Annotated in this window: 18 protein-coding genes; 11 read left to right on the plus strand and 7 right to left on the minus strand. The window is 70.0% G+C overall.

The window, feature by feature from the left end:
* Positions 1–124: 124 nt before the first annotated feature.
* The 3 genes from ACQUSR_RS25720 to ACQUSR_RS25730 all read left to right on the plus strand — a co-directional run bounded on the left by ACQUSR_RS25720 (position 125) and on the right by ACQUSR_RS25730 (position 2,394).
* Entirely contained in the window at positions 125–1,069 is a 945-nt protein-coding gene (locus ACQUSR_RS25720) for a PAC2 family protein (protein WP_431044984.1), read from the plus strand.
* A gap of 181 nt (positions 1,070–1,250) precedes the next feature.
* Positions 1,251–1,859: a dephospho-CoA kinase gene (gene coaE, locus ACQUSR_RS25725; RefSeq protein WP_431044985.1), complete on the plus strand. Its 609-nt coding sequence runs from the start codon at positions 1,251–1,253 to the stop codon at positions 1,857–1,859.
* Positions 1,860–2,025: 166 nt separating this feature from the next.
* Entirely contained in the window at positions 2,026–2,394 is a 369-nt protein-coding gene (locus ACQUSR_RS25730; RefSeq protein ID WP_431044986.1) for a tetratricopeptide repeat protein, read from the plus strand.
* A 445-nt stretch (positions 2,395–2,839) separates the two neighbouring features.
* Here ACQUSR_RS25730 and ACQUSR_RS25735 read toward each other — a convergent pair whose 3' ends face one another.
* Both ACQUSR_RS25735 and ACQUSR_RS25740 read right to left on the minus strand, forming a co-directional pair.
* Positions 2,840–3,151 carry a DUF6343 family protein gene (locus tag ACQUSR_RS25735; RefSeq protein ID WP_431044987.1) on the minus strand — a complete coding sequence of 104 codons (312 nt, stop codon included), beginning with the start codon at positions 3,149–3,151 and terminating at the stop codon, positions 2,840–2,842.
* A 61-nt stretch (positions 3,152–3,212) separates the two neighbouring features.
* Positions 3,213–3,347, minus strand: a complete 135-nt coding sequence (locus tag ACQUSR_RS25740) for a hypothetical protein (protein WP_431044988.1) — start codon at positions 3,345–3,347, stop codon at positions 3,213–3,215.
* Here ACQUSR_RS25740 and ACQUSR_RS25745 point away from each other — a divergent pair.
* The 3 genes from ACQUSR_RS25745 to ACQUSR_RS25755 all read left to right on the plus strand — a co-directional run bounded on the left by ACQUSR_RS25745 (position 3,332) and on the right by ACQUSR_RS25755 (position 5,534).
* On the plus strand, positions 3,332–4,498 hold the full coding sequence (locus ACQUSR_RS25745) for an ADP-ribosylglycohydrolase family protein (protein WP_431044989.1): 1,167 nt from the start codon (positions 3,332–3,334) through the stop codon (positions 4,496–4,498). The two genes, ACQUSR_RS25740 and ACQUSR_RS25745, sit on opposite strands and share 16 nt — an antisense overlap.
* A gap of 65 nt (positions 4,499–4,563) precedes the next feature.
* On the plus strand, positions 4,564–5,295 hold the full coding sequence (locus ACQUSR_RS25750) for a hypothetical protein (protein ID WP_431044990.1): 732 nt from the start codon (positions 4,564–4,566) through the stop codon (positions 5,293–5,295).
* A 35-nt stretch (positions 5,296–5,330) separates the two neighbouring features.
* Positions 5,331–5,534: a hypothetical protein gene (locus ACQUSR_RS25755; protein ID WP_431044991.1), complete on the plus strand. Its 204-nt coding sequence runs from the start codon at positions 5,331–5,333 to the stop codon at positions 5,532–5,534.
* Positions 5,535–5,667: 133 nt separating this feature from the next.
* Here the strand turns inward: ACQUSR_RS25755 and ACQUSR_RS25760 are convergent, their stop codons facing one another.
* The 3 genes from ACQUSR_RS25760 to ACQUSR_RS25770 all read right to left on the minus strand — a co-directional run bounded on the left by ACQUSR_RS25760 (position 5,668) and on the right by ACQUSR_RS25770 (position 9,128).
* Entirely contained in the window at positions 5,668–7,104 is a 1,437-nt protein-coding gene (locus tag ACQUSR_RS25760) for a WGR domain-containing protein (protein ID WP_431044992.1), read from the minus strand.
* 175 nt (positions 7,105–7,279) lie between these two features.
* Positions 7,280–8,437, minus strand: a complete 1,158-nt coding sequence (locus ACQUSR_RS25765) for an aromatic acid exporter family protein (protein ID WP_431047841.1) — start codon at positions 8,435–8,437, stop codon at positions 7,280–7,282.
* Between the two features lie 145 nt (positions 8,438–8,582).
* On the minus strand, positions 8,583–9,128 hold the full coding sequence (locus ACQUSR_RS25770) for a DUF1697 domain-containing protein (RefSeq protein WP_431044993.1): 546 nt from the start codon (positions 9,126–9,128) through the stop codon (positions 8,583–8,585).
* A gap of 75 nt (positions 9,129–9,203) precedes the next feature.
* On the opposite strand from ACQUSR_RS25770, the gene ACQUSR_RS25775 reads away from it, so the two are divergent.
* Positions 9,204–9,842 (plus strand): uridine kinase, encoded by a 639-nt coding sequence (locus ACQUSR_RS25775; protein ID WP_431044994.1) that lies wholly within the window; start codon positions 9,204–9,206, stop codon positions 9,840–9,842.
* Positions 9,843–9,868: 26 nt separating this feature from the next.
* Here the strand turns inward: ACQUSR_RS25775 and ACQUSR_RS25780 are convergent, their stop codons facing one another.
* Positions 9,869–10,441 (minus strand): methylated-DNA--[protein]-cysteine S-methyltransferase, encoded by a 573-nt coding sequence (locus tag ACQUSR_RS25780; protein WP_431044995.1) that lies wholly within the window; start codon positions 10,439–10,441, stop codon positions 9,869–9,871.
* 149 nt (positions 10,442–10,590) lie between these two features.
* Positions 10,591–11,493, minus strand: a complete 903-nt coding sequence (locus ACQUSR_RS25785; RefSeq protein ID WP_431044996.1) for a glycerophosphodiester phosphodiesterase — start codon at positions 11,491–11,493, stop codon at positions 10,591–10,593.
* A gap of 407 nt (positions 11,494–11,900) precedes the next feature.
* Between ACQUSR_RS25785 and uvrB the strand changes: the two genes are divergently transcribed.
* The 4 genes from uvrB (at position 11,901) to ACQUSR_RS25805 (ending at position 18,033) form a co-directional block, all read left to right on the plus strand.
* Complete coding sequence (gene uvrB / locus ACQUSR_RS25790) at positions 11,901–14,030, plus strand: excinuclease ABC subunit UvrB (protein WP_431044997.1); 2,130 nt, start codon at positions 11,901–11,903, stop codon at positions 14,028–14,030.
* A gap of 152 nt (positions 14,031–14,182) precedes the next feature.
* Entirely contained in the window at positions 14,183–14,761 is a 579-nt protein-coding gene (locus ACQUSR_RS25795; protein ID WP_431044998.1) for a TerD family protein, read from the plus strand.
* Between the two features lie 118 nt (positions 14,762–14,879).
* Complete coding sequence (locus ACQUSR_RS25800; RefSeq protein WP_431044999.1) at positions 14,880–16,805, plus strand: TerD family protein; 1,926 nt, start codon at positions 14,880–14,882, stop codon at positions 16,803–16,805.
* A 211-nt stretch (positions 16,806–17,016) separates the two neighbouring features.
* Complete coding sequence (locus tag ACQUSR_RS25805) at positions 17,017–18,033, plus strand: TerC family protein (protein WP_431045000.1); 1,017 nt, start codon at positions 17,017–17,019, stop codon at positions 18,031–18,033.
* Positions 18,034–18,060: the final 27 nt, after the last annotated feature.

Consider the following 18,060-nt stretch of genomic DNA (forward strand, 5'->3'; position numbering starts at 1 on the left):
CTCGTTGGGCGGTCAGCCCACCGGTCGGTCACGACGAAGAAAGCGCGGCTGGACTGGACGCGATCGGGAATGCGCGCCCCTGACTCCGGTGTTCTTGTCAGCGGAACACAAGGAGGAGCGTCAGGTGTTGGATCCGCAGGATTTGTACGCATGGGACCCGAGCGGGCTCGCGGTGGTCGACGCCATAACCTCTCGGGACTCCGCCGGGTTGGTGATGCTGTACCACTTCGACGGATACATCGACGCGGGCGAGACCGGGGAGCAGATCGTCGAGCGGCTCCTCGACGGCCTGCCGCATCAGGTAGTGGCGCGCTTCGACCACGACCGGCTCGTCGACTACCGGGCGCGTCGGCCCCTGCTCACGTTCGAGCGCGACCGCTGGACCGAGTACGAGACGCCGGCCATTGAGCTGCATCTCGTGCGCGACGCCACCGGAGCCCCTTTCCTGCTGCTTACGGGGCTGGAGCCGGACGTCGAGTGGGAGCGCTTCGCGGCGGCCGTGCGGCAGCTTGTCGAGCGGCTCGGAGTGCGTCTGTCGGTGAACTTCCACGGCATCCCCATGGGCGTGCCGCACACTCGCCCCGTCGGTCTGACCCCGCATGGGAACCGTACCGACCTCATGCCCGGCCACAGCGCCTTCTTCACCGAGGCCCAGGTGCCCGGGAGCGCCGAGTCGCTGATCGAGTACCGGCTGGCGGAAGCCGGGCACGACGTCCTCGGCGTCGCCGCCCATGTGCCGCACTATGTCGCCCGGTCGCCCTACCCGGACGCGGCGCTCACCGCGCTGGAGGCGGTCACCGCGGCCACCGGTCTGGTGCTGCCGGGGGTGGCGCACACGCTGCGTACCGAGGCGCACAAGACGCAGGAGGAGATCGAGCGTCAGATCTCGGAAGGCGACGAGGAACTGGTGGCGCTGGTGCGCGGGCTTGAGCACCAGTACGACGCGGTGGCGGGCGGTGAGACGCGGGGCAATCTCGTGGCCGAGCGGGTCGAACTGCCGTCGGCGGATGAGCTGGGCGCGGAGTTCGAGCGCTTCCTCGCGGAGCGGGAGGGCGAGGCCGGAAACTGAGGCCCTGCCGGGCCGGGCCGGACCGGACCGCGACCGGGAGCTGCGCTCCTGCTGGACCGGACCGGACCGGACCGAGACCGGAACTGGGACTGTACCGTCCGGTAGCGTGGCGGCTGACCGGCCCGGTACAGGCGTCGGCGGCCCCGCGCGAGCAGGGCGAGCGAGCGAGTGGAGGAGTGCCATGCTCTCCGTCGGCCTGACGGGTGGAATCGGCGCGGGCAAGAGCGAGGTGTCCCGTCTGCTGTCCTCGTACGGTGCGGTGCTCATTGACTCCGACCGGATCGCCCGCGAGGTCGTCGAGCCGGGTACCCCCGGACTGGCGGCCGTGGTCGAGGCGTTCGGCCCTGAGGTACTCACGGCCGAAGGGGCGCTGAACCGTCCCAAGCTCGGTGCCATCGTCTTCAACGATCCCGAGCGCCGGCAGGTCCTCAACGGCATCATCCATCCTCTGATCCGCGACCGCTCCGCCGAACTGGTCGCGGCGGCCGGACCGGACGCGATTGTCGTCAACGACGTCCCCCTGCTGACAGAGAACGGTCTGGCCCCGCTCTACGACCTGGTCATCGTGGTCGATGCCGCTCCCGAGACCCAGCTCGACCGGCTGGTTCGGCTGCGCGGCATGGCCGAGGACGAAGCACGCGCCCGGATGGCCGCCCAGTCGACGCGGGAGCAGCGGCTGGCCATCGCCGATGTCGTCATCGACAACGACGGTCCGCTGGAGGCACTGGAGCCTCAGGTCAGGAAGGTCTGGGCGCAGCTGCTGGAGCGTGTGGGGCGCACGGCCGAGTAGACGCGCCCCCACGTGCCCATGCGCTCCGTACAACACGGACGCCCCGGGAATGTGCGGGCCGCCCGCTCGGTTGTGCCTCTCGTACCGAGTGCCGCCGGCAGGACGATCAGTTCGACCAGCGGCTACGCGACACCAGCGGCAACGCGACCACGGGAAGGAAGCGGTTGTGCCCGAGCCCACGCCCGAGACCCATGTCATCGACTACCGCGCAGCGGAGCAGTTGCTGGCGGCCCGCGACCCGCACGGCGCCGTGAAACTGCTCGACTCGGTCATCGCCGCCCACCCGGAGAACACCGCGGCGCGGCTGCTGCGGGCGCGCGCCTTCTTCGGCGCGGCTCAACTGCGCCCCGCCGAGTTGGAGTTCCAGATCGTCCTGGAGCGTGAGCCGGACAACGCGTTCGCCCACTTCGCGCTGGCCCGCACACTGGAGCGCGCAAATCGACCTGCCGAGGCCAAGCGCCACTTCCGGCTGGCCGCAGCCCTCGACCCCCGCCCGGATTTCGTGGCGGCCGCGGGCTTCGGTGAGAGCGGCTGAGTCCTGGCGGGGGCGAGCACTGACCCCTTGCACGATGAGCGTCAGGATGCCCTGTCGGCCGGGGCCTGGCTGCTGGGGGCAACGGGCGCGGGTCGCACCAGACCCGCGTCCTGCATCACCGTCCCGGCCACGCCCCGTGTGGCCTGGAGGGCGCCACCGAACGCCCGGCCGCGGAGGCGCACACGCGCCAGGGCGCCCCGGGCGGACCAGCCACCTCGGGCACGAGGACACGCAGACCGGTGCCGGAAACTGCCGCATCCCGGGCCTGCGAGCAGGCACTGCGCGCCGCCCCGGTGATCCGGAGCCGCGGACCCCGCTGATCCGGATCACGGCGACCGGTCCGCGATGGTGGCGCCGACTTCGGACTGGCGCCGCGGGCTGAGGCCGTAGTCCGCGCCTGAGCCGCGGCCCGCGATGGAACCAGGACCGGTGGCCTGCGCTTGGGTCAAGGCCGTGGCCTACGGTCCCGCGTCCGCTGTTCGCTCCAGTGCTCGTCGACCGGTTCGTACGGCGGCACATCGCGGCCCGGCTGGTAGTGCGGGCCCTTCCGGATATGCCGTATGACGACGATCAGGTCCGTGGTGGTGATCGCGATCAGCACTCCGCACGCGACAGCCCAGCCGGTCCTGCCCGCGGCGGCGAACAGCGCAGTTCCGGCCAAGGCCCACAGGAGTCCCCATACGGCCAGCCCGCAGCGCAGCCGCAGGGCGCTGCGGGCGTGCACCGGCTCATCGCCCGTACGCACCATACGCAACATCGCGACTCATCTCCCGAGGCCCCTCTGTCAGACGCTGCCCGAGGGGCCTTCTCTACCGAAACTACTCTTCTCGCGTGGCTCCGGTCGTCCTGATGCGATCATCGTCCGGGGCGAGGCCGAACGCGGGCACTCCCGGCCGCCCGATGACGGAGGCGACGAAGAAGCGGACGAGGAACCACAGTGAACCGTCATTCATGGGATGAGCTCGCCGCACGACGCACCCGTATCCGCGGCTGTCTGCTGGGTGGCGCGATAGGCGACGCCCTCGGCAATCCGGTGGAGTTCCTCTCCCTGGCGGCGATCCGCGCCGCCCATGGCATGGTCGGACTCACCACCCTGGTCCCGGACGCCGACGGCGCCGTGGGCCGGGTCACCGACGACACCCAGATGACGCTCTTCACGGCCGAGGGCCTGATCAGGGCGCACGCCAGAGCCTGGAGCAAGGGCATCGGCGGTGCGGAGACCGCCATCGTCCGGTACTCCTACCTGCGCTGGCTGGACACGCAGAACCATCCCGAGCCACCGCCCGCCGGACCGTCGTACGACCCGGTGCGCTCCGGCTGGCTCCGCCTCCAGCCCTGGTTGTACGCCTGCCGTGCGCCCGGCAACGCCTGTCTGTCCGGCCTGGAGTCCGACCACGTCCCGGCGCCGCACGCCGCGCTCGACGGCACCCCCGGACCGGTGAATCCCCATTCCAAGGGCTGCGGCACGGTGATGCGCTCGGCGCCGTTCGGGCTCACCGGGCACCCCGCACGCCAGTGCTTCGAACTCGCCGCCCGCTGCGCGCAGATCACCCACGGCCACCCGACGGGCTACTACGCCGCGGGTGCCTTCGCCGCGATGATGGCCTACCTGCTGGAGGGCGATTCGCTGGAGGGCGCGGTGCTGCGCGCGATGGAACTCCTCTCTGGCTATCCGGCACATGAGGAGACTCTCGCCGCGCTGCGTTCGGCGGTGTCGCTGGCGACCGAAGGCGACCCGAGCCCGGAGAAGGCCGAGTCGCTGGGCGGCGGCTGGGTCGCCGAGGAGGCCCTGGCCATCGCCGTCTACAGCGCGCTCGCGCCTGCCTCCGCCGACCGCGACCCTGTCCGCTCGGCGCTGCTTCTGGCCGTCAACCACTCCGGGGACAGTGACTCCACGGGTTCGTTGTGCGGCAATCTGGTCGGCGCCCGCCACGGCGACCTGGCCCTCCCCCCGAACTGGCTGGCCCTCACTGAGGGCCGTGCCACGATCGCGGAAGTGGCCGACGACCTGGCCATGGAATTCCACCCGTTCACCGACACCAGGGACGAGCGCGACCCGCACAACGACGCGTTCTTCCCCCGGGACCGCTATCCGCACGGCTGACGGCCTTCCCGACGCCCGCGGATAACTGTTCGAGAGCCTGTGTCGCGCGCTGTTACTGTGGCGACGTGGCGAAACTGAACCAGATCATCGCGGTCGAGAAGGGCGTCAAGGCCAAGACGCAGCAGGACCTGTCGGCGACTCACCACGGGCTCCAGAAGCCCGCCTTGCTCGCAGGCATATCCCGTACGTACCAGCCCAAGGACGAGGAGGGCGAGCAGCTCCCGCCCGAGTCCACCCGTGTGCAGGTCAAGGCGGAGGACGTCCTGCGCGAGACGGCCACGACCCTGACCCGCCTCTTCGACGTCACCGCCACCAAGGACTGGGCCAACTGCACGGCTCGCGCCGATGTCACCGTCGAGGGCCGCGCACTGCTGCGTGACGTCCCGGTCTCCTATCTGCTCTTCCTGGAGAAGCAGCTGAGCGACCTGGGAACCTTCCTCCGCAAGCTGCCGATCCTCGACGCCGCCGAATCCTGGTCCCTGGATCCGTCCACGGACGCGTGGAAGACGGACCCGGTCCGCACCGTCCGTACGAAGAAGGTGCCGCGCAACCACGTCAAGGCGGAGGCCACCGACAAGCATCCGGCACAGGTCGAGGTCTATTACGAGGACATCCCGGTCGGCTACTGGACCACCGTCAAGTTCTCCGGGGCCCTTCCCGCCCGCCGTGTCAACGAGCTCCTCGACCGCGTGGAGAAGCTCCAGCAGGCCGTCAAGTTCGCCCGCGAGGAGGCGAACGCCGTGGAGGTCAGCGACCAGCGCGTCGGCGAGGCGGTCTTCGGCTATCTTTTCGGGTAGCCTCATGAACCCCCGGCCGCTTGTGCGCGGTCGGGGTGCGCGAGGAGCGCAAGCTGAAGCTGAAGCTTGTCGTGACGGCACGGCCCGGTGGCGAACACCGGATCGTGATCAATCTCAGACTCTCGCTCCAGACTCAGCATTCGCCGCCGATCGCCGGACAGACCGGGCCCAGGCTTGGTCGTCGGATGCCGGTTCAAGTCCGGCCCGCGCAGCTGAAGTTCCTCTCCGATGCGCGGTAGTTCAAAGGCAGAACACGACGACATGATGACTGACCTGTGCCCGCAGTGACGCCGGCGTGCGAACTGGGCGGCATCCCGGGGCCCGGGGGCAGGCTACGCCCCCGGGCCCGCTCCCGTTTCTGCGGCTGCCTTCCTACAGCAGGCGCCGGATCTCGCCGCGGACCCGGTAGAAGCCGCCGGAAGCCGGGTGCAGGGCATCGACCACGTAGCGGGCGCCCGCCTCGCGTATGCGGCGGGGGAACTGGACGTTCCACCGTGGGTCATAGCCGTCGGTGACGACGCGCATCCGCAGTCGGCTGCCGTCCTGTATACATTCGATGATCACACCGGCGCCCGGAGTGGGCGCCGCGGTGACGGTCTGGACCGTGGTGGCCGGGGCGTACGTCGGCAGGCCCGCGGCCGACTTGACGTCCAAGGCGGTGGGGAGAGTGCCGCCCTGCGCGGCCGCGATCGCCGCGTCGCTCGCATCGATGCAGACCAACGAGCCGTCGGTGGTGACGATGTAGAGCTTCTCGTCCAGATACTGCATCGACAGCGCCGAGCCGCCGCCGGTGCCGAGCTTCCACAGGCGGGTGCCGTCCTCGGCGAAGCAGTAAACGGACGAGGCGGAGTCACCCGCAAAGACGTAACTTCCGCCGGGCGCGGTGGCGCAGGAGTACACGACGGTGTCGCAGCGGTACGTGGCCTCGGTCCGGCCAGTGGCCTTGGACAGGCGCTGGACGACGCGGCGGTCGGTGCCGGCGTAGACCGCGTCGGCCTCCTGCCAGCCGAACAGCACCGCTCCCGACGTCGGGGTGTGCCACAGCTCTCTGGTGCCGTCGGAGGCATAGGCCGTGACACCCCGCTGGTGGCCGTGGTAGACCGCCTGGTCGTCACGGCGCACCATCCAGGCGTGACCGCCCGTGCTGCTGCGCGACCACTGGAACTCGTCCTCGTGGTCGATGACCGTCAGCCCGCCCTTGCGGTCGGCGACGTTGAGGACGCCCTCATGGATGTCCAGCCAGAAGATGTCGACGTCCGCGGCGATCTCGTAGGCGGCGAAGGGCAGTTTGGAGGACAGGTCGTAGACCGTTCCGTCGTCACAGCCCGCGTAGATCCAGAAGTCGTCGGCGACCAGGCACTTCACCCCGTCGGGCAACTGATAGCAGGCCAGGACCTCGCCGTCGTGGCCGACCGCGTACACGTCCCCGGCCTGGTTGCCGACCCAGCAGCGGTCCTCGCTGATGTGGATGCCGAAGGCGGCGGCGCCGGTGCGGAACCGCCACAGCACCGGTGCGACGGCCCGCGCGGTCGACGGGGCGGAGGAGACCTGGCGGCGGGTGACCGGGCGGGCCGCGCGCTGCCCCTGAACGGCCGGGGCGTAGCCCCTGCGCACCTTCTCGCTGACTTTCTTGTCGGCCGCGGCCCGCGCCCTCTCGGCGGTCGGGAACGTGGAGGTCTGCACCTGCCCCGCCGCGCCGATCCGGCCATAGCGCACCGACACGGTGAGGCCGTCCACGGTCACTTCGTAGAACTTGTGCGCACCGCCGCCCTCTTGCGACAGCTCCAGATACGTCTTCGACCCGGACACGGCAAGCCCCTCCCAAGGTGTCGGTGGTGGGTGACTCCCACTGATCAACACCGTAGGGCCGACCACTGACAACGGGCTGGGACGACGCCTCGCCCGGCTGACAACGGGTTGGGACGACTCCTCCTCCGGCCCCTGCGGTCCACTGACCGGACCTGGCCGTACGGAGCCCATCGGGTTACAGACGCGTGAGTTTGCGCAGTCGCGGGAAGCGCTCCCGCTGCTCGCGCGCGCTGCGGTCCAGCTCCTCCATCAGGCGCTTCGTACGGTGCTCCAAGTCCAGCTCGTCCAGGATCCGGTCGACCTCCGACAGCAGCGCCCCATGCAGCTGCCACTGCTGTGGATGCTGCTGGACGCGTTGGAGCAGCAGGCGTGCCGCGCGTTCGCGGCTGAGTCCCGCTTCCTCCAGTTCGCTCGCCAGCCGGGACTCCGCCTCTTCGGCGTTCTCGCTGATCTGGGTGGTGACCAGCACCGCGAAGCTCTCCACCGCCTTGGCGATGTGTGTGAACAGCTCCTGCAGGGCGTCGGCGACATCCGGTGGGAAGAGCGGCTCGTCCCTGCGGTGCTTGGCCAGGTCCGTAAGGCTGCGGGCCAGCACGCGGAGGACCACCGTGCAGATCTCCAGGGTGTCCAGACCGGTGCGCAGGACGACCCGGTGCAGCAGGCCCTCCTTGACGCGAGGATTGAGGCGCAGACTGTCCTCCGCCTGGCGGAGGGCCGCGTCCACCCGGGCGACGTCGTTGTCCAGGCGGCGGGCCTCGTGGAGGCGGGCGGCGGCGCGTTCGACGGGAGTGTGGGCGCCGAGTCCCTCGCCGATGAGGACCAGCAGGTCACGCAGGCGGCGGGCGAGGTCCTCGATGGACTCGCCGGCGGTGTGCACCCACACCGGCGGGGCGAACAGGAGGTTGAACAGCATGCCCACCGCGGCGCCGATGAGCGTTTCCAGGACCCGGTCCCAGGCCGTGTCCGCCACCTGGGTGACGCCGAGGACGAGCATGGCGCTGATCGCCACCTCGGGGACGAACTCGTCCACCCGCACGAGGTGGCCGGCGGCCAGCGAAGCGAGGATGATCAGGCACAGGCTCCACCACGTCAGGCCCACCAGGGCGCTGAAACCGATGGCGATGAGCACTCCGGCCACCACCGAGTTCACCCTGCGGATGCCCGTGGTCAGGGTCGAGTAGAGCGTCACCTGGACGACGAGCAGCGCGGTGAGCGGAGCGGTCAGCGGGGCCGGTTCGCTGCTGAGCTGGAGCGCGACGACGTACGAGATCGTCGCGGCCACCGTGGAACGCAGTGCCTGCGCGACGACGGGCTGGCGGCCGCGTTTCTTCATCAGCTCGGTCACGGGCTCGGTTACATCACGCACCTTGTGCCCATTCCCGCTCCTGGACGGGGGCAGACACCGCGGGTCCAGGCTGACACCTGCCTGGCGGTGCCCTGAGCTGCCCCCTGCCTCCCCTCTCGCCTCCTCTGCCGCCTCAGGCCGAGTCGGCCAGCGCCAGAAGCCTGGTGACGGTGTTCCAGTTCCGCGAGGTGACCGTGACGCCCAGCCGCATGCCGTCGATCTTTCCGGCGAGCTTGGAGCGGCCGACGCCGTTCGGACACCAGAGGTAGATCTCCCGGCCGATGAGCCGGAACTGGTCCGGGGCGAAGGACGTCACGTCGAGGGCGTCCAGCGGGGCCGGGTCGGCGGGCGCGTCGGACAGGAACGCGACATGCAGCGTCTTCGGCTCGGCGGTCGCCCGCGGATACGGGTTGGCCGCCACCACCGCGGCGAGCTCCTCCCGTGTGCGCACCATCGCGGACACCCGGAATCCGAGGTCGGCGGCGACTCGGTCCTCGATCGCCCGGACGGTCTCCTCGGGCGGGGTGCCCGGATCGGCCAGCACGATGTTGCCCGTCTGGAGGTGGACGGTGACCTGCTCGTATCCCAGGGCGTGCATCATTTCGCGCTGCTCCGCCATGGAGAACTTCCGGTGACCGCCGACATTGATGCCACGCAGCAGAATGATCTGGGCTGCCATTTCCTGGGTCTCCTCGGGAAGCGAGCGCGCGGCCCGGGGCCGGAAGCGCGCCGTGCGGACGGGCATGATGGGGGAGTGCGGTGGGAGGCGATCACCTGGGAACGGCTGAGCGAGGTCCTCGCGGACCGCGTCGCGGGCGCACGCCCGGCCGACGGCGGCCCCTGGCTGCGCGTGGCCGTCGACGGCGCGCCCGCCGCGCGCACCGGCGACCTGGCGGAACGGCTGTCGCAGGCCCTGCGCACGCGCGGCCGCTCCGTGCTGGTCGTGGCGGCGCGCGGTTTCCTTCGGCCCGCCTCGCTGCGCTACGAGTACGGACGGCGGGACGTCGACACGTACTACTCCGGGTGGACGGACACCGGTGCGCTGTGGAGGGAGGTCTTCACACCGTTGGAGCCGGGCGGCACGGGGCGGGTGCTGCCCGACCTGTGGGACCCGGTCGCGGACCGGGCCACCCGCAGCCCGTACACCCAACTTCCGCCGGGTGGAGTGCTGGTGCTGCACGGACCGCTGCTCCTCGGCCACTGGTTCCCCTTCGATCTTTCGGTACATGTGCGGCTGTCCCCGTCCGCACTCGCCCGGCGTACGGACGACGGCGAGCGGTGGACACTGCCCGCGTTCGCGCGCTACGAGGATGAGGTGCGGCCTGCCGAGACCGCCGACGTCGTGGTGCGCGCCGACGACCCCCGGCATCCGGCGTGGAGCGGCATGGACTGAGCGGCGCCGCGGGTGCCGTGAGGTGCTCAGAACAGCGGCTGCGGCAGGACACCCTCCAGCGCGAGCAGGCGTCGCTTGGTCTCGAGGCCGCCGCCGAAGCCGCCTATCCCGCCGTCGCTCTCCACCACGCGGTGACAGGGGACGACGACCGGTAGCGGATTGCTGCCCATGGCCGTGCCGACCGCGCGGGCGGCGCCCGGCTCGGACACCCGGTTGGCGAGGTCCTGATAGCCCACGACAGTCCCATACGGGACGTGGTCGGCGAGCTCACGCAGCACGCGGCGGTTGAAGCCGGCGCTCAGCGACCAGTCGAGGGGCGTGGCGAACGTGCGCAGCTCCCCGCGGAAGTACGCTTCCAGCTCGCGTATCGCCATGTCGAGCGGGCCGCCGCGGTCCGGGTCGGGGGCGGTGCCGAAACGGCGCGTGAGTCGCGACACGGCCTCGGCCGCCGTCGCGTCGTCGGCGTGGAAGACGACCTGGACCAGGCCATGGTCGGTGGCGGCGAGCAGCAGCGGCCCGATGGGGGTGTCGAGCACCGTCCAGGACCACGGGCGCGCCCCGTGCTGCTCAGCCGACTTCTTCGGCTCTGCGTTCGTCACGTCTTCAGACTAGGCGGGGGCACTGACAACCGGGCCTCGGCAGCTCGGGCGCCGGGGCCGCGGGCGGCGCCGGGGAAGGAGCGTCCGCCCCACCCCCGGCGCGCTGTTCGGACCTGCTCGGCCGACCCCCTCCCGCACGCGTCAGTGCCTCAGCGGGAACCCGCCATGATCTCGTGCCCGGCGTCCTCCAGGGCGTCGCGCACGACATCCGGCGAATTGGTGATGATGCCGTCCACGCCCATCCGTGCGACCTTGACCGCGGTGGGTGCGTCGTTCACGGTCCACGTGAAGACCTCGAACGGTTTGCCGTGCGCGCCGTCGACGGCGTGCACCGCCGCGACATAGGCCTCGTCGATTGTCTTGTGGCTCGGGTTGATCTGGTCGGCGAACTCCGCGTACTTCGGCAGATCGGCGACGGACGGCGTGCCCAGGAAGCCGGTCTTCACATCGGGGCGCAGCTTGTGGAGCGTCTGCATGGACGTGGCGTTGAAGCTCTGGATGATCAGCCGGTGCTTGACGTGGTGGTGGTTCAGCCAGCCCTGCCTGCGCAGCTGGCGCAGTGTCTGGTGCTCGATGCCGGGGTAGAGCTCGGGGGCCTTCAGCTCCATCAGCAGGCTCTGCCGGTTGCGCGAGACCCGCTTCATGTACTCCTTTAACGTGGGCACCCGCTCGTCCGCGAACTCGGCGCCGAACCAGCTGCCCGCGTCCAGCCGCTTGATCTCCTCGAGGGTGAAGTCGGAGATCTTCCACGGCGCCCGGCCGGGGAAGAGCTGCTCGACGTCCGTGGTCCGGTTCAGCGTGGTGTCGTGCATGATGATCAGCTCGCCGTCCTTGGTGCGCTGGACGTCGTTCTCGACCCACTTGATCCCCAGGTCATCGGCGGCGTCGACCGCAGCCAGGGTGTTCTCGGGGGCGTAGGTCGAGGCGCCTCGGTGGGCGATGGTGATCGTTCGCTGTGGCTGGTCGGCGGCCTGCGCCGCCGATGTGGGGAGGAAGAGCGCGGACATTCCCAGGAGCGCGCCGGCGAGGGCAGCGACAGGGCGGATGTGCATACGGACTCCTCGCATCGTCTGTCACGGCAGGTCTGTCACGGAGCATTTGTCACATAGCGTCTGTGACAAAGCGTGGGCGATGGATCCTCTTCGGACGCGCTGAGGGTGCCAGCCGAGGTGCACCGGGGGATAGACATCGGACGGACGGATGATGAAATGACAAATTCGCGGGCGTTCGGCCGATCGGGTCACGGGTCCCGTAGCCGGGACCGTTGCCCCAGGTCAGCGACGTGGGCGGGGAACGGTGACGAATCGGCCCCGACACACCGGCCAGGTGCCTCCTGGCACCCACCGGGGCGTCTCGCAGGGGGTGACCCCCCTTCACTCGGTCGCCTGATACGCACGAGGCGAGCCGGGCAGGGGCAGCAGCCGGGCCGTCTGTCAGTGGTCGGTCGTACGGTGGACCCATGCGGCCCGTATCTCAGATCGAACGCAAGGTGGCGCCCTTCGAGGTCGTCAGCCCCTACCAGCCCAGCGGCGACCAGCCGACGGCCATCGCCGACCTGGAGCGGCGCATCCGCGCCGGTGAGAAGGACGTCGTACTGCTCGGGGCGACCGGCACCGGCAAGTCCGCGACCACCGCGTGGATGATCGAGAGGCTCCAGCGGCCGACCCTGGTCATGGCGCCCAACAAGACGCTGGCCGCCCAGCTCGCCAACGAGTTCCGGGAGCTCCTGCCGAACAACGCGGTGGAGTACTTCGTCTCGTACTACGACTACTACCAGCCCGAGGCGTACGTCCCGCAGTCGGACACCTACATCGAGAAGGACTCCTCCATCAACGAGGAGGTCGAGCGGCTGCGCCACTCGGCCACGAACTCGCTGATCACCCGGCGTGACGTCGTCGTGGTGGCCTCCGTCTCCTGCATCTACGGCCTGGGCACACCGCAGGAGTACGTCGACCGGATGGTGCCGCTGAAGGTCGGCGACGAGATCGACCGCGACCAGCTGCTGCGCCGCTTCGTCGACATCCAGTACACACGCAACGACGTGGCGTTCACCCGGGGCACCTTCCGGGTTCGCGGCGACACCATCGAGATCTTCCCGGTCTACGAGGAGCTCGCCGTCCGCATCGAGATGTTCGGCGACGAGATCGAGGCGCTGTCCACCCTGCATCCGCTGACCGGCGAGGTCATCTCCGATGACCAGGAGCTGTACGTCTTCCCCGCCACCCACTACGTCGCCGGACCCGAGCGCATGGAGCGGGCCATCACCGGGATCGAGAGCGAGCTGGCCCAGACCCTGGCCCGGCTGGAGAAGCAGGGCAAGCTCCTCGAAGCCCAGCGCTTGCGCATGCGGACGACGTACGACATCGAGATGATGCGGCAGATCGGCACCTGCTCCGGCATCGAGAACTACTCGCTGCACATCGACGGCCGTGAGTCCGGCACCCCGCCGCACACCCTTCTGGACTTCTTCCCCGACGACTTCCTCCTGGTCATCGACGAGTCGCATGTCACCGTCCCGCAGATCGGTGCCATGTACGAGGGCGACGCCTCCCGGAAGCGCACGCTGATCGAGCACGGCTTCCGGCTGCCCTCCGCCCTGGACAACCGCCCGCTCAAGTGGGAGGAGTTCCTGGAGCGGGTCGACCAGACCGTGTATCTGTCCGCCACGCCCGGTCCGTACGAGCTCTCACGCGGCGACGGCTTCGTCGAGCAGATCATCCGGCCCACCGGACTGGTCGACCCCGAGGTCGTGGTCAAGCCCACCGACGGCCAGATCGACGACCTCATCCACGAGATCCGCACGCGCACCGAGAAGGACGAGCGCGTCCTGGTGACCACGCTGACCAAGAAGATGGCCGAGGACCTCACCGACTACATGCTGGAACTCGGCATCCAGGTGCGCTATCTGCACAGCGACGTCGACACGCTGCGCCGGGTGGAGCTGCTGCGCGAGCTGCGCGCCGGCGAGTTCGACGTCCTGGTCGGCATCAACCTGCTGCGCGAGGGCCTGGACCTCCCAGAAGTCTCCCTGGTGGCGATCCTGGACGCCGACAAGGAAGGCTTCCTGCGCTCCGGGACCTCGCTGATCCAGACGATCGGACGGGCCGCCCGTAACGTCTCGGGCCAGGTCCACATGTACGCCGACAAGATCACACGGGCGATGGAGAAGGCCATCGACGAGACCAACCGCCGCCGTGAGAAGCAGATCGCCTACAACAAGGCGAACGGCATCGACCCGCAGCCGCTCCGGAAGAAGATCGGGGACATCGTCGCCACGATCGCGCGCGAGGAGATGGACACCAAGGAACTGCTGGGCAGCGGCTACCGGCAGCAGGAGCAGGGCGGGGTCAAGGCCAAGGGGCAGGCCAAGGCGCCGGTGCCCGCGCTCGCCGCGCACAAGCCGGGGGCGAAGGGCGGCAAGCCGACCGACCGGCCAGCCACCGAACTCGCCGAACTGATCGAGGAGATGACCGAGCGGATGCGCGCCGCGGCGGCGGAGCTGCAGTTCGAGGTCGCGGCCCGGCTGCGCGACGAGGTGGGGGAGTTGAAGAAGGAGCTCCGGCAGATGCGGGAGGCCGGGCTCGCCTGACCCGAGGCCCCCGCCACGCCGTGCGGTGTGTTGCAAGAACGACACAAAGCCGCTGCCGATTGTCGGTCCGCCCGCGGCAGTGCATAGGGTTTCAGGGAGGGCCGCACCGACGGGCGGCCGCGGGGATCGAGAAATGAGAGTAGGGACAGCACGTGACGGTCAACATGACCAAGGGCCAGTCCATCAGCCTGCAGAAGGCCGACGGCGGAACCCTGACCGCGGTGCGAATGGGACTGGGGTGGCAGGCCGCCGCCCGCCGTGGGCTGTTCGGGTCCCGCACGCGCGAAATCGACCTCGACGCCTCGGCTGTACTGTTCGCCGGACAGCAGCCGACGGACGTCGTCTTCTTCCGCCACCTCACGAGCGACGACGGTTCGGTCCGGCACACCGGTGACAACCTCGTGGGCGGCGTGGGCCAGGGCGGCGACGACGAGGCGATCCTGGTCGACCTGCAGCGCGTGCCGGTGCACATCGACCAGATCATCTTCACCGTCAACTCCTTCACCGGGCAGACCTTCGCCGAGGTGCAGAACGCGTTCTGCCGTCTGGTGGACGAGACCAACGGCCAGGAGCTGGCGCGGTACACCCTCACCGGCGGCGGCCAGTACACCGCCCAGATCATGGCGAAGGTGCAGCGCGCGGGGAACGGCTGGCAGATGAAGGCCCTCGGCGAGCCCGCCAACGGCCGCACCTTCCAGGACCTGATGCCCTTCATCGCCCCGCACCTGTGAGCGGCGCCGGCGGCCGGCTGACCGGCCGCTCGGCTTACGGCATTTGACGGCCCGGCGGCGATGTGCCGCCGGGCCGACGGGCACATGCAACGAACGACGCAACAAGGGAGCGCACGCGATGACGGCCGAGCTGGTCCGAGGGCAGAACCACCCTCTGCCCCAGGCCCGTTTGGAGATCCGGGTCTCGGCCGGCGAGCCGGTCGTGGCCGGGGCGACACTGGGCGATGAACAGGGCACGGTCCGCGGAGCGGAATGGGTCGCGCACCCCGCCGCCCCCCAGCTCCCCGGCATAGAGGTCTCCAAGCAGGCCGCGGCCGACCACCGGCTCGCAGTCGACCTGGACGCGCTGCCCGACGGCGTCCACCGGGTCAGTGTGCTGCTCGCGCTCCCGGCCGGCGTGGGCGGACCCGTCCGGTTCGGCGCCCTGCCGGCGCCGTTCATCGCGGTCACCGGCCTCGACGGAGCCGGCGTCGCCGGTTACACCATCACCGATCTGGACTCCGAGTCCGCCGTGGTCGCCCTGGAGCTCTACCGCAGGCAGGGCGCGTGGAAGGTGCGCGCCGTAGGCCAGGGGTATGCGGGTGGACTGGCCGCCATGCTCCAGGACCAGGGGCTGCCGCAGGCCGCCGAACTCGCCGCGCGGATCAACGACGCCGTCGCTCTGGGCATGGCGCGCTCCGTGGCGCAGCCCCCGCCGCGCTCCGGCGGCTCCGGCCGGGTGCGTACCGCGACGGCCGGTGGCAGTGCCCCGGCCGATGGCGGGCCCGCCCCCGTGCAGCCGCCCGGAGGTGCCCAGCAGTCCCCTGCCCAGCCGGTGGGCGGCCCCGTCAGCTACCAGCACCCCGGCCGCCGCACCTCGGCCCCGCCGCCCCCGGCCCCGACTGCCCCGCCCGCCACTCCGGGGCAGCCCGCCGTGCCCGTCGCGGGCGACGCCTCCGGATGGACCATGGACGAGCGGCTCTACAACCAGGTCTGGGGCATGTTCGAGGACCTCGCGCGTACGACCGCCGCGTACCGCAGCGCCGTCGACTTCGCGGACTCCCGCATGGAGCAGGAGCTGGACCGGGTGCTCTCCGACCCGAGCACCCGCGTCGGTCCGGCTGCCGACTCGGCGCGCGCGGAGGCGCGTGCCAAGCACACTCAGCTCGTCGAACAGGCCCGTGTGGTCCTGGATCGTGACGTGGCGCAGCTCACGGCGGAGGCCGAGGTCGTCGAGCCCGCGCTGCCGCCTGCCTACGCCCGCTGGGACAGCCCGGTATGGCAGGGCTACCAGGTGCCGATGGAGATGCCGATGGCGCTGCGCCTCGGCGATCTGCACCTCCCCGAGAGCGCGGGACTGCACGTCCCCATGCTGATGAGGCTTCCGCTCGAACGCGGGCTGTGGATCGACAGCGGGCGCGACGGCTCTTCGGACGCCGCGCTGCTGGACTCCACCGAGCTGCGTCGCAAGGCCGTGGACACCGCGGTCGCGCACGCCGCCCGGCTGCTGGCCGTCTATCCGGCGGGCGAGTTCACGGTGCACGTGATCGACCCGGCGGGGTCCGCGGCGGCCTCACTCGCGCCGCTGACCCGCTCCGGTGTGCTGCGGGAGCCTCCCGCGGCGGGCGCCCAGGGTGTGAACGCGGTGCTGGCCGGGCTGACACAGCGCGTCGACCTGGTGCAGATGGCCATCCGCAGTGGTGCCACCGATGCGCTGCCGCCGGATCTGGACACCGCCCAGCAGCTCCTGATCGTCCATGACTTCCCGCACGGCTTCGACGACCGGGCGGTCACTCAGCTGCGCTACCTCGCGGACGAGGGCCCGGCCGTCGGTGTGCATCTGATGATGGTGGCCGACCGGCAGGACGCGCGGGCGTACGGGCCGGTGCTCGATCCGCTGTGGCGGGCGCTGCTGCGGATCACGCCGGTCCCGGACGACCATCTGGCCGACCCGTGGGTCGGCCATGCCTGGACCTATGAGCCGGCGCTCGTTCCGGCGGGCAGTCAGGTCCTCGACCAGGTCCTGTCGCAGGTGGCGCAGGCGCGGCGGGCCTATGGCAACTAATCCCATCTGACCAGGGGATTTACCCTTCTCTTTACTTTTCCTTGGGCATCCCTGTACTCTCTTTCGTGCGGAGGGGAGTACTCCCGCTGCGACGTACCCGTCATCACGGATCGACCGGATCCCGGGGCGTCGGCCCGTGGCCTTGTCGCGGGTGGAAGAGACCTCCGGCAGCGACGACGCTGAAATCTGCCGTACGAATGCCGGAGGACCAATGGATGTTTCCCTGACGTTGTGGGTGCTGACGATCGTCGGTCTGTGCGCCCTCATCGCCGCCGATTTCTTCATAGGCGGCCGCAAGCCGCACGAGGTCTCCCTCAAGGAGGCCGGGATCTGGACCGCGGTCTGGATCGCGCTGGCCGGGCTCTTCGGGCTCGGTCTGCTGATCTTCGGCGGCGGCCAGCCGTCGGGCGAGTTCTTCGCGGGCTTCATCACCGAGAAATCGCTGAGCGTCGACAACCTCTTCGTCTTCGTCCTGATCATGGCGAAGTTCGCGGTGCCGTCGATATACCAGCAGCGCGTGCTGATGGTGGGTGTGCTCATCGCGCTTGTCCTGCGCGCGGGGTTCATCGGCGCCGGCGCCGCGATCATCTCGAACTTCGCCTGGGTGTTCTACATCTTCGGCGCGTTCCTCATCTGGACGGCCTGGAAACTCATCAAGGAGGCGCGGGCCGAGGAGGAGGACGAGGAGTTCGAGGAGAACCGCTTCCTGAAGATGGTCGAGAAGCGCTTCCCGTCCACCGACACGTACCACGGGACCAAGCTGTTCATCGTCCAGAACGGCAAGCGCCTGATGACCCCGATGCTGATCGTCATGCTGGCGATCGGTACGACCGACGTCCTCTTCGCGCTGGACTCGATACCCGCGATCTTCGGTCTCACCCAGGACCCGTACATCGTCTTCACCGCCAACGCCTTCGCGCTGATGGGCCTGCGGCAGCTGTACTTCCTCATCGGCGGGCTGCTGAAGAAGCTGGTCCACCTCTCCTACGGCCTGTCGGTCATCCTCGGCTTCATCGGCGTGAAGCTGGTCCTGCACGCGCTGCACGAATCCGGCGTGCATGTCCCGGAGATCGGCATCCCGGTCTCGCTGGGCGTCATCTGCGCGGTGCTCGCCGTCACCACGGTCACCAGCCTGTACGCCTCGAAGAAGCAGGCCGCCGCAGAGGGGGCGCAGACGGCCCCCGAGAGCGGGGTCGACAGCAGGGACAAGGACAGCGTCGAGGCCTGACGGAACGCCGCCCCTCCTGAGAGCCGT

Origin of the sequence: Streptomyces sp. P1-3 (assembly GCF_050613155.1) — a bacterium.
Classification (GTDB): Bacteria; Actinomycetota; Actinomycetes; order Streptomycetales; family Streptomycetaceae; genus Streptomyces.

Coding starts and splice junctions, on each gene's coding strand:
- coaE (WP_431044985.1), top strand. CDS start 1,251: ATGCTCTCCGTCGGCCTGACGGGTGGAATCGGCGCGGGCAAGAGCGAG.
- ACQUSR_RS25740 (WP_431044988.1), bottom strand. CDS start 3,347: ATGAATGACGGTTCACTGTGGTTCCTCGTCCGCTTCTTCGTCGCCTCC.
- ACQUSR_RS25765 (WP_431047841.1), bottom strand. CDS start 8,437: ATGAAGAAACGCGGCCGCCAGCCCGTCGTCGCGCAGGCACTGCGTTCC.
- ACQUSR_RS25735 (WP_431044987.1), bottom strand. CDS start 3,151: ATGTTGCGTATGGTGCGTACGGGCGATGAGCCGGTGCACGCCCGCAGC.
- ACQUSR_RS25805 (WP_431045000.1), top strand. CDS start 17,017: ATGGATGTTTCCCTGACGTTGTGGGTGCTGACGATCGTCGGTCTGTGC.
- ACQUSR_RS25800 (WP_431044999.1), top strand. CDS start 14,880: ATGACGGCCGAGCTGGTCCGAGGGCAGAACCACCCTCTGCCCCAGGCC.
- ACQUSR_RS25785 (WP_431044996.1), bottom strand. CDS start 11,493: ATGCACATCCGCCCTGTCGCTGCCCTCGCCGGCGCGCTCCTGGGAATG.
- uvrB (WP_431044997.1), top strand. CDS start 11,901: ATGCGGCCCGTATCTCAGATCGAACGCAAGGTGGCGCCCTTCGAGGTC.
- ACQUSR_RS25770 (WP_431044993.1), bottom strand. CDS start 9,128: ATGGCAGCCCAGATCATTCTGCTGCGTGGCATCAATGTCGGCGGTCAC.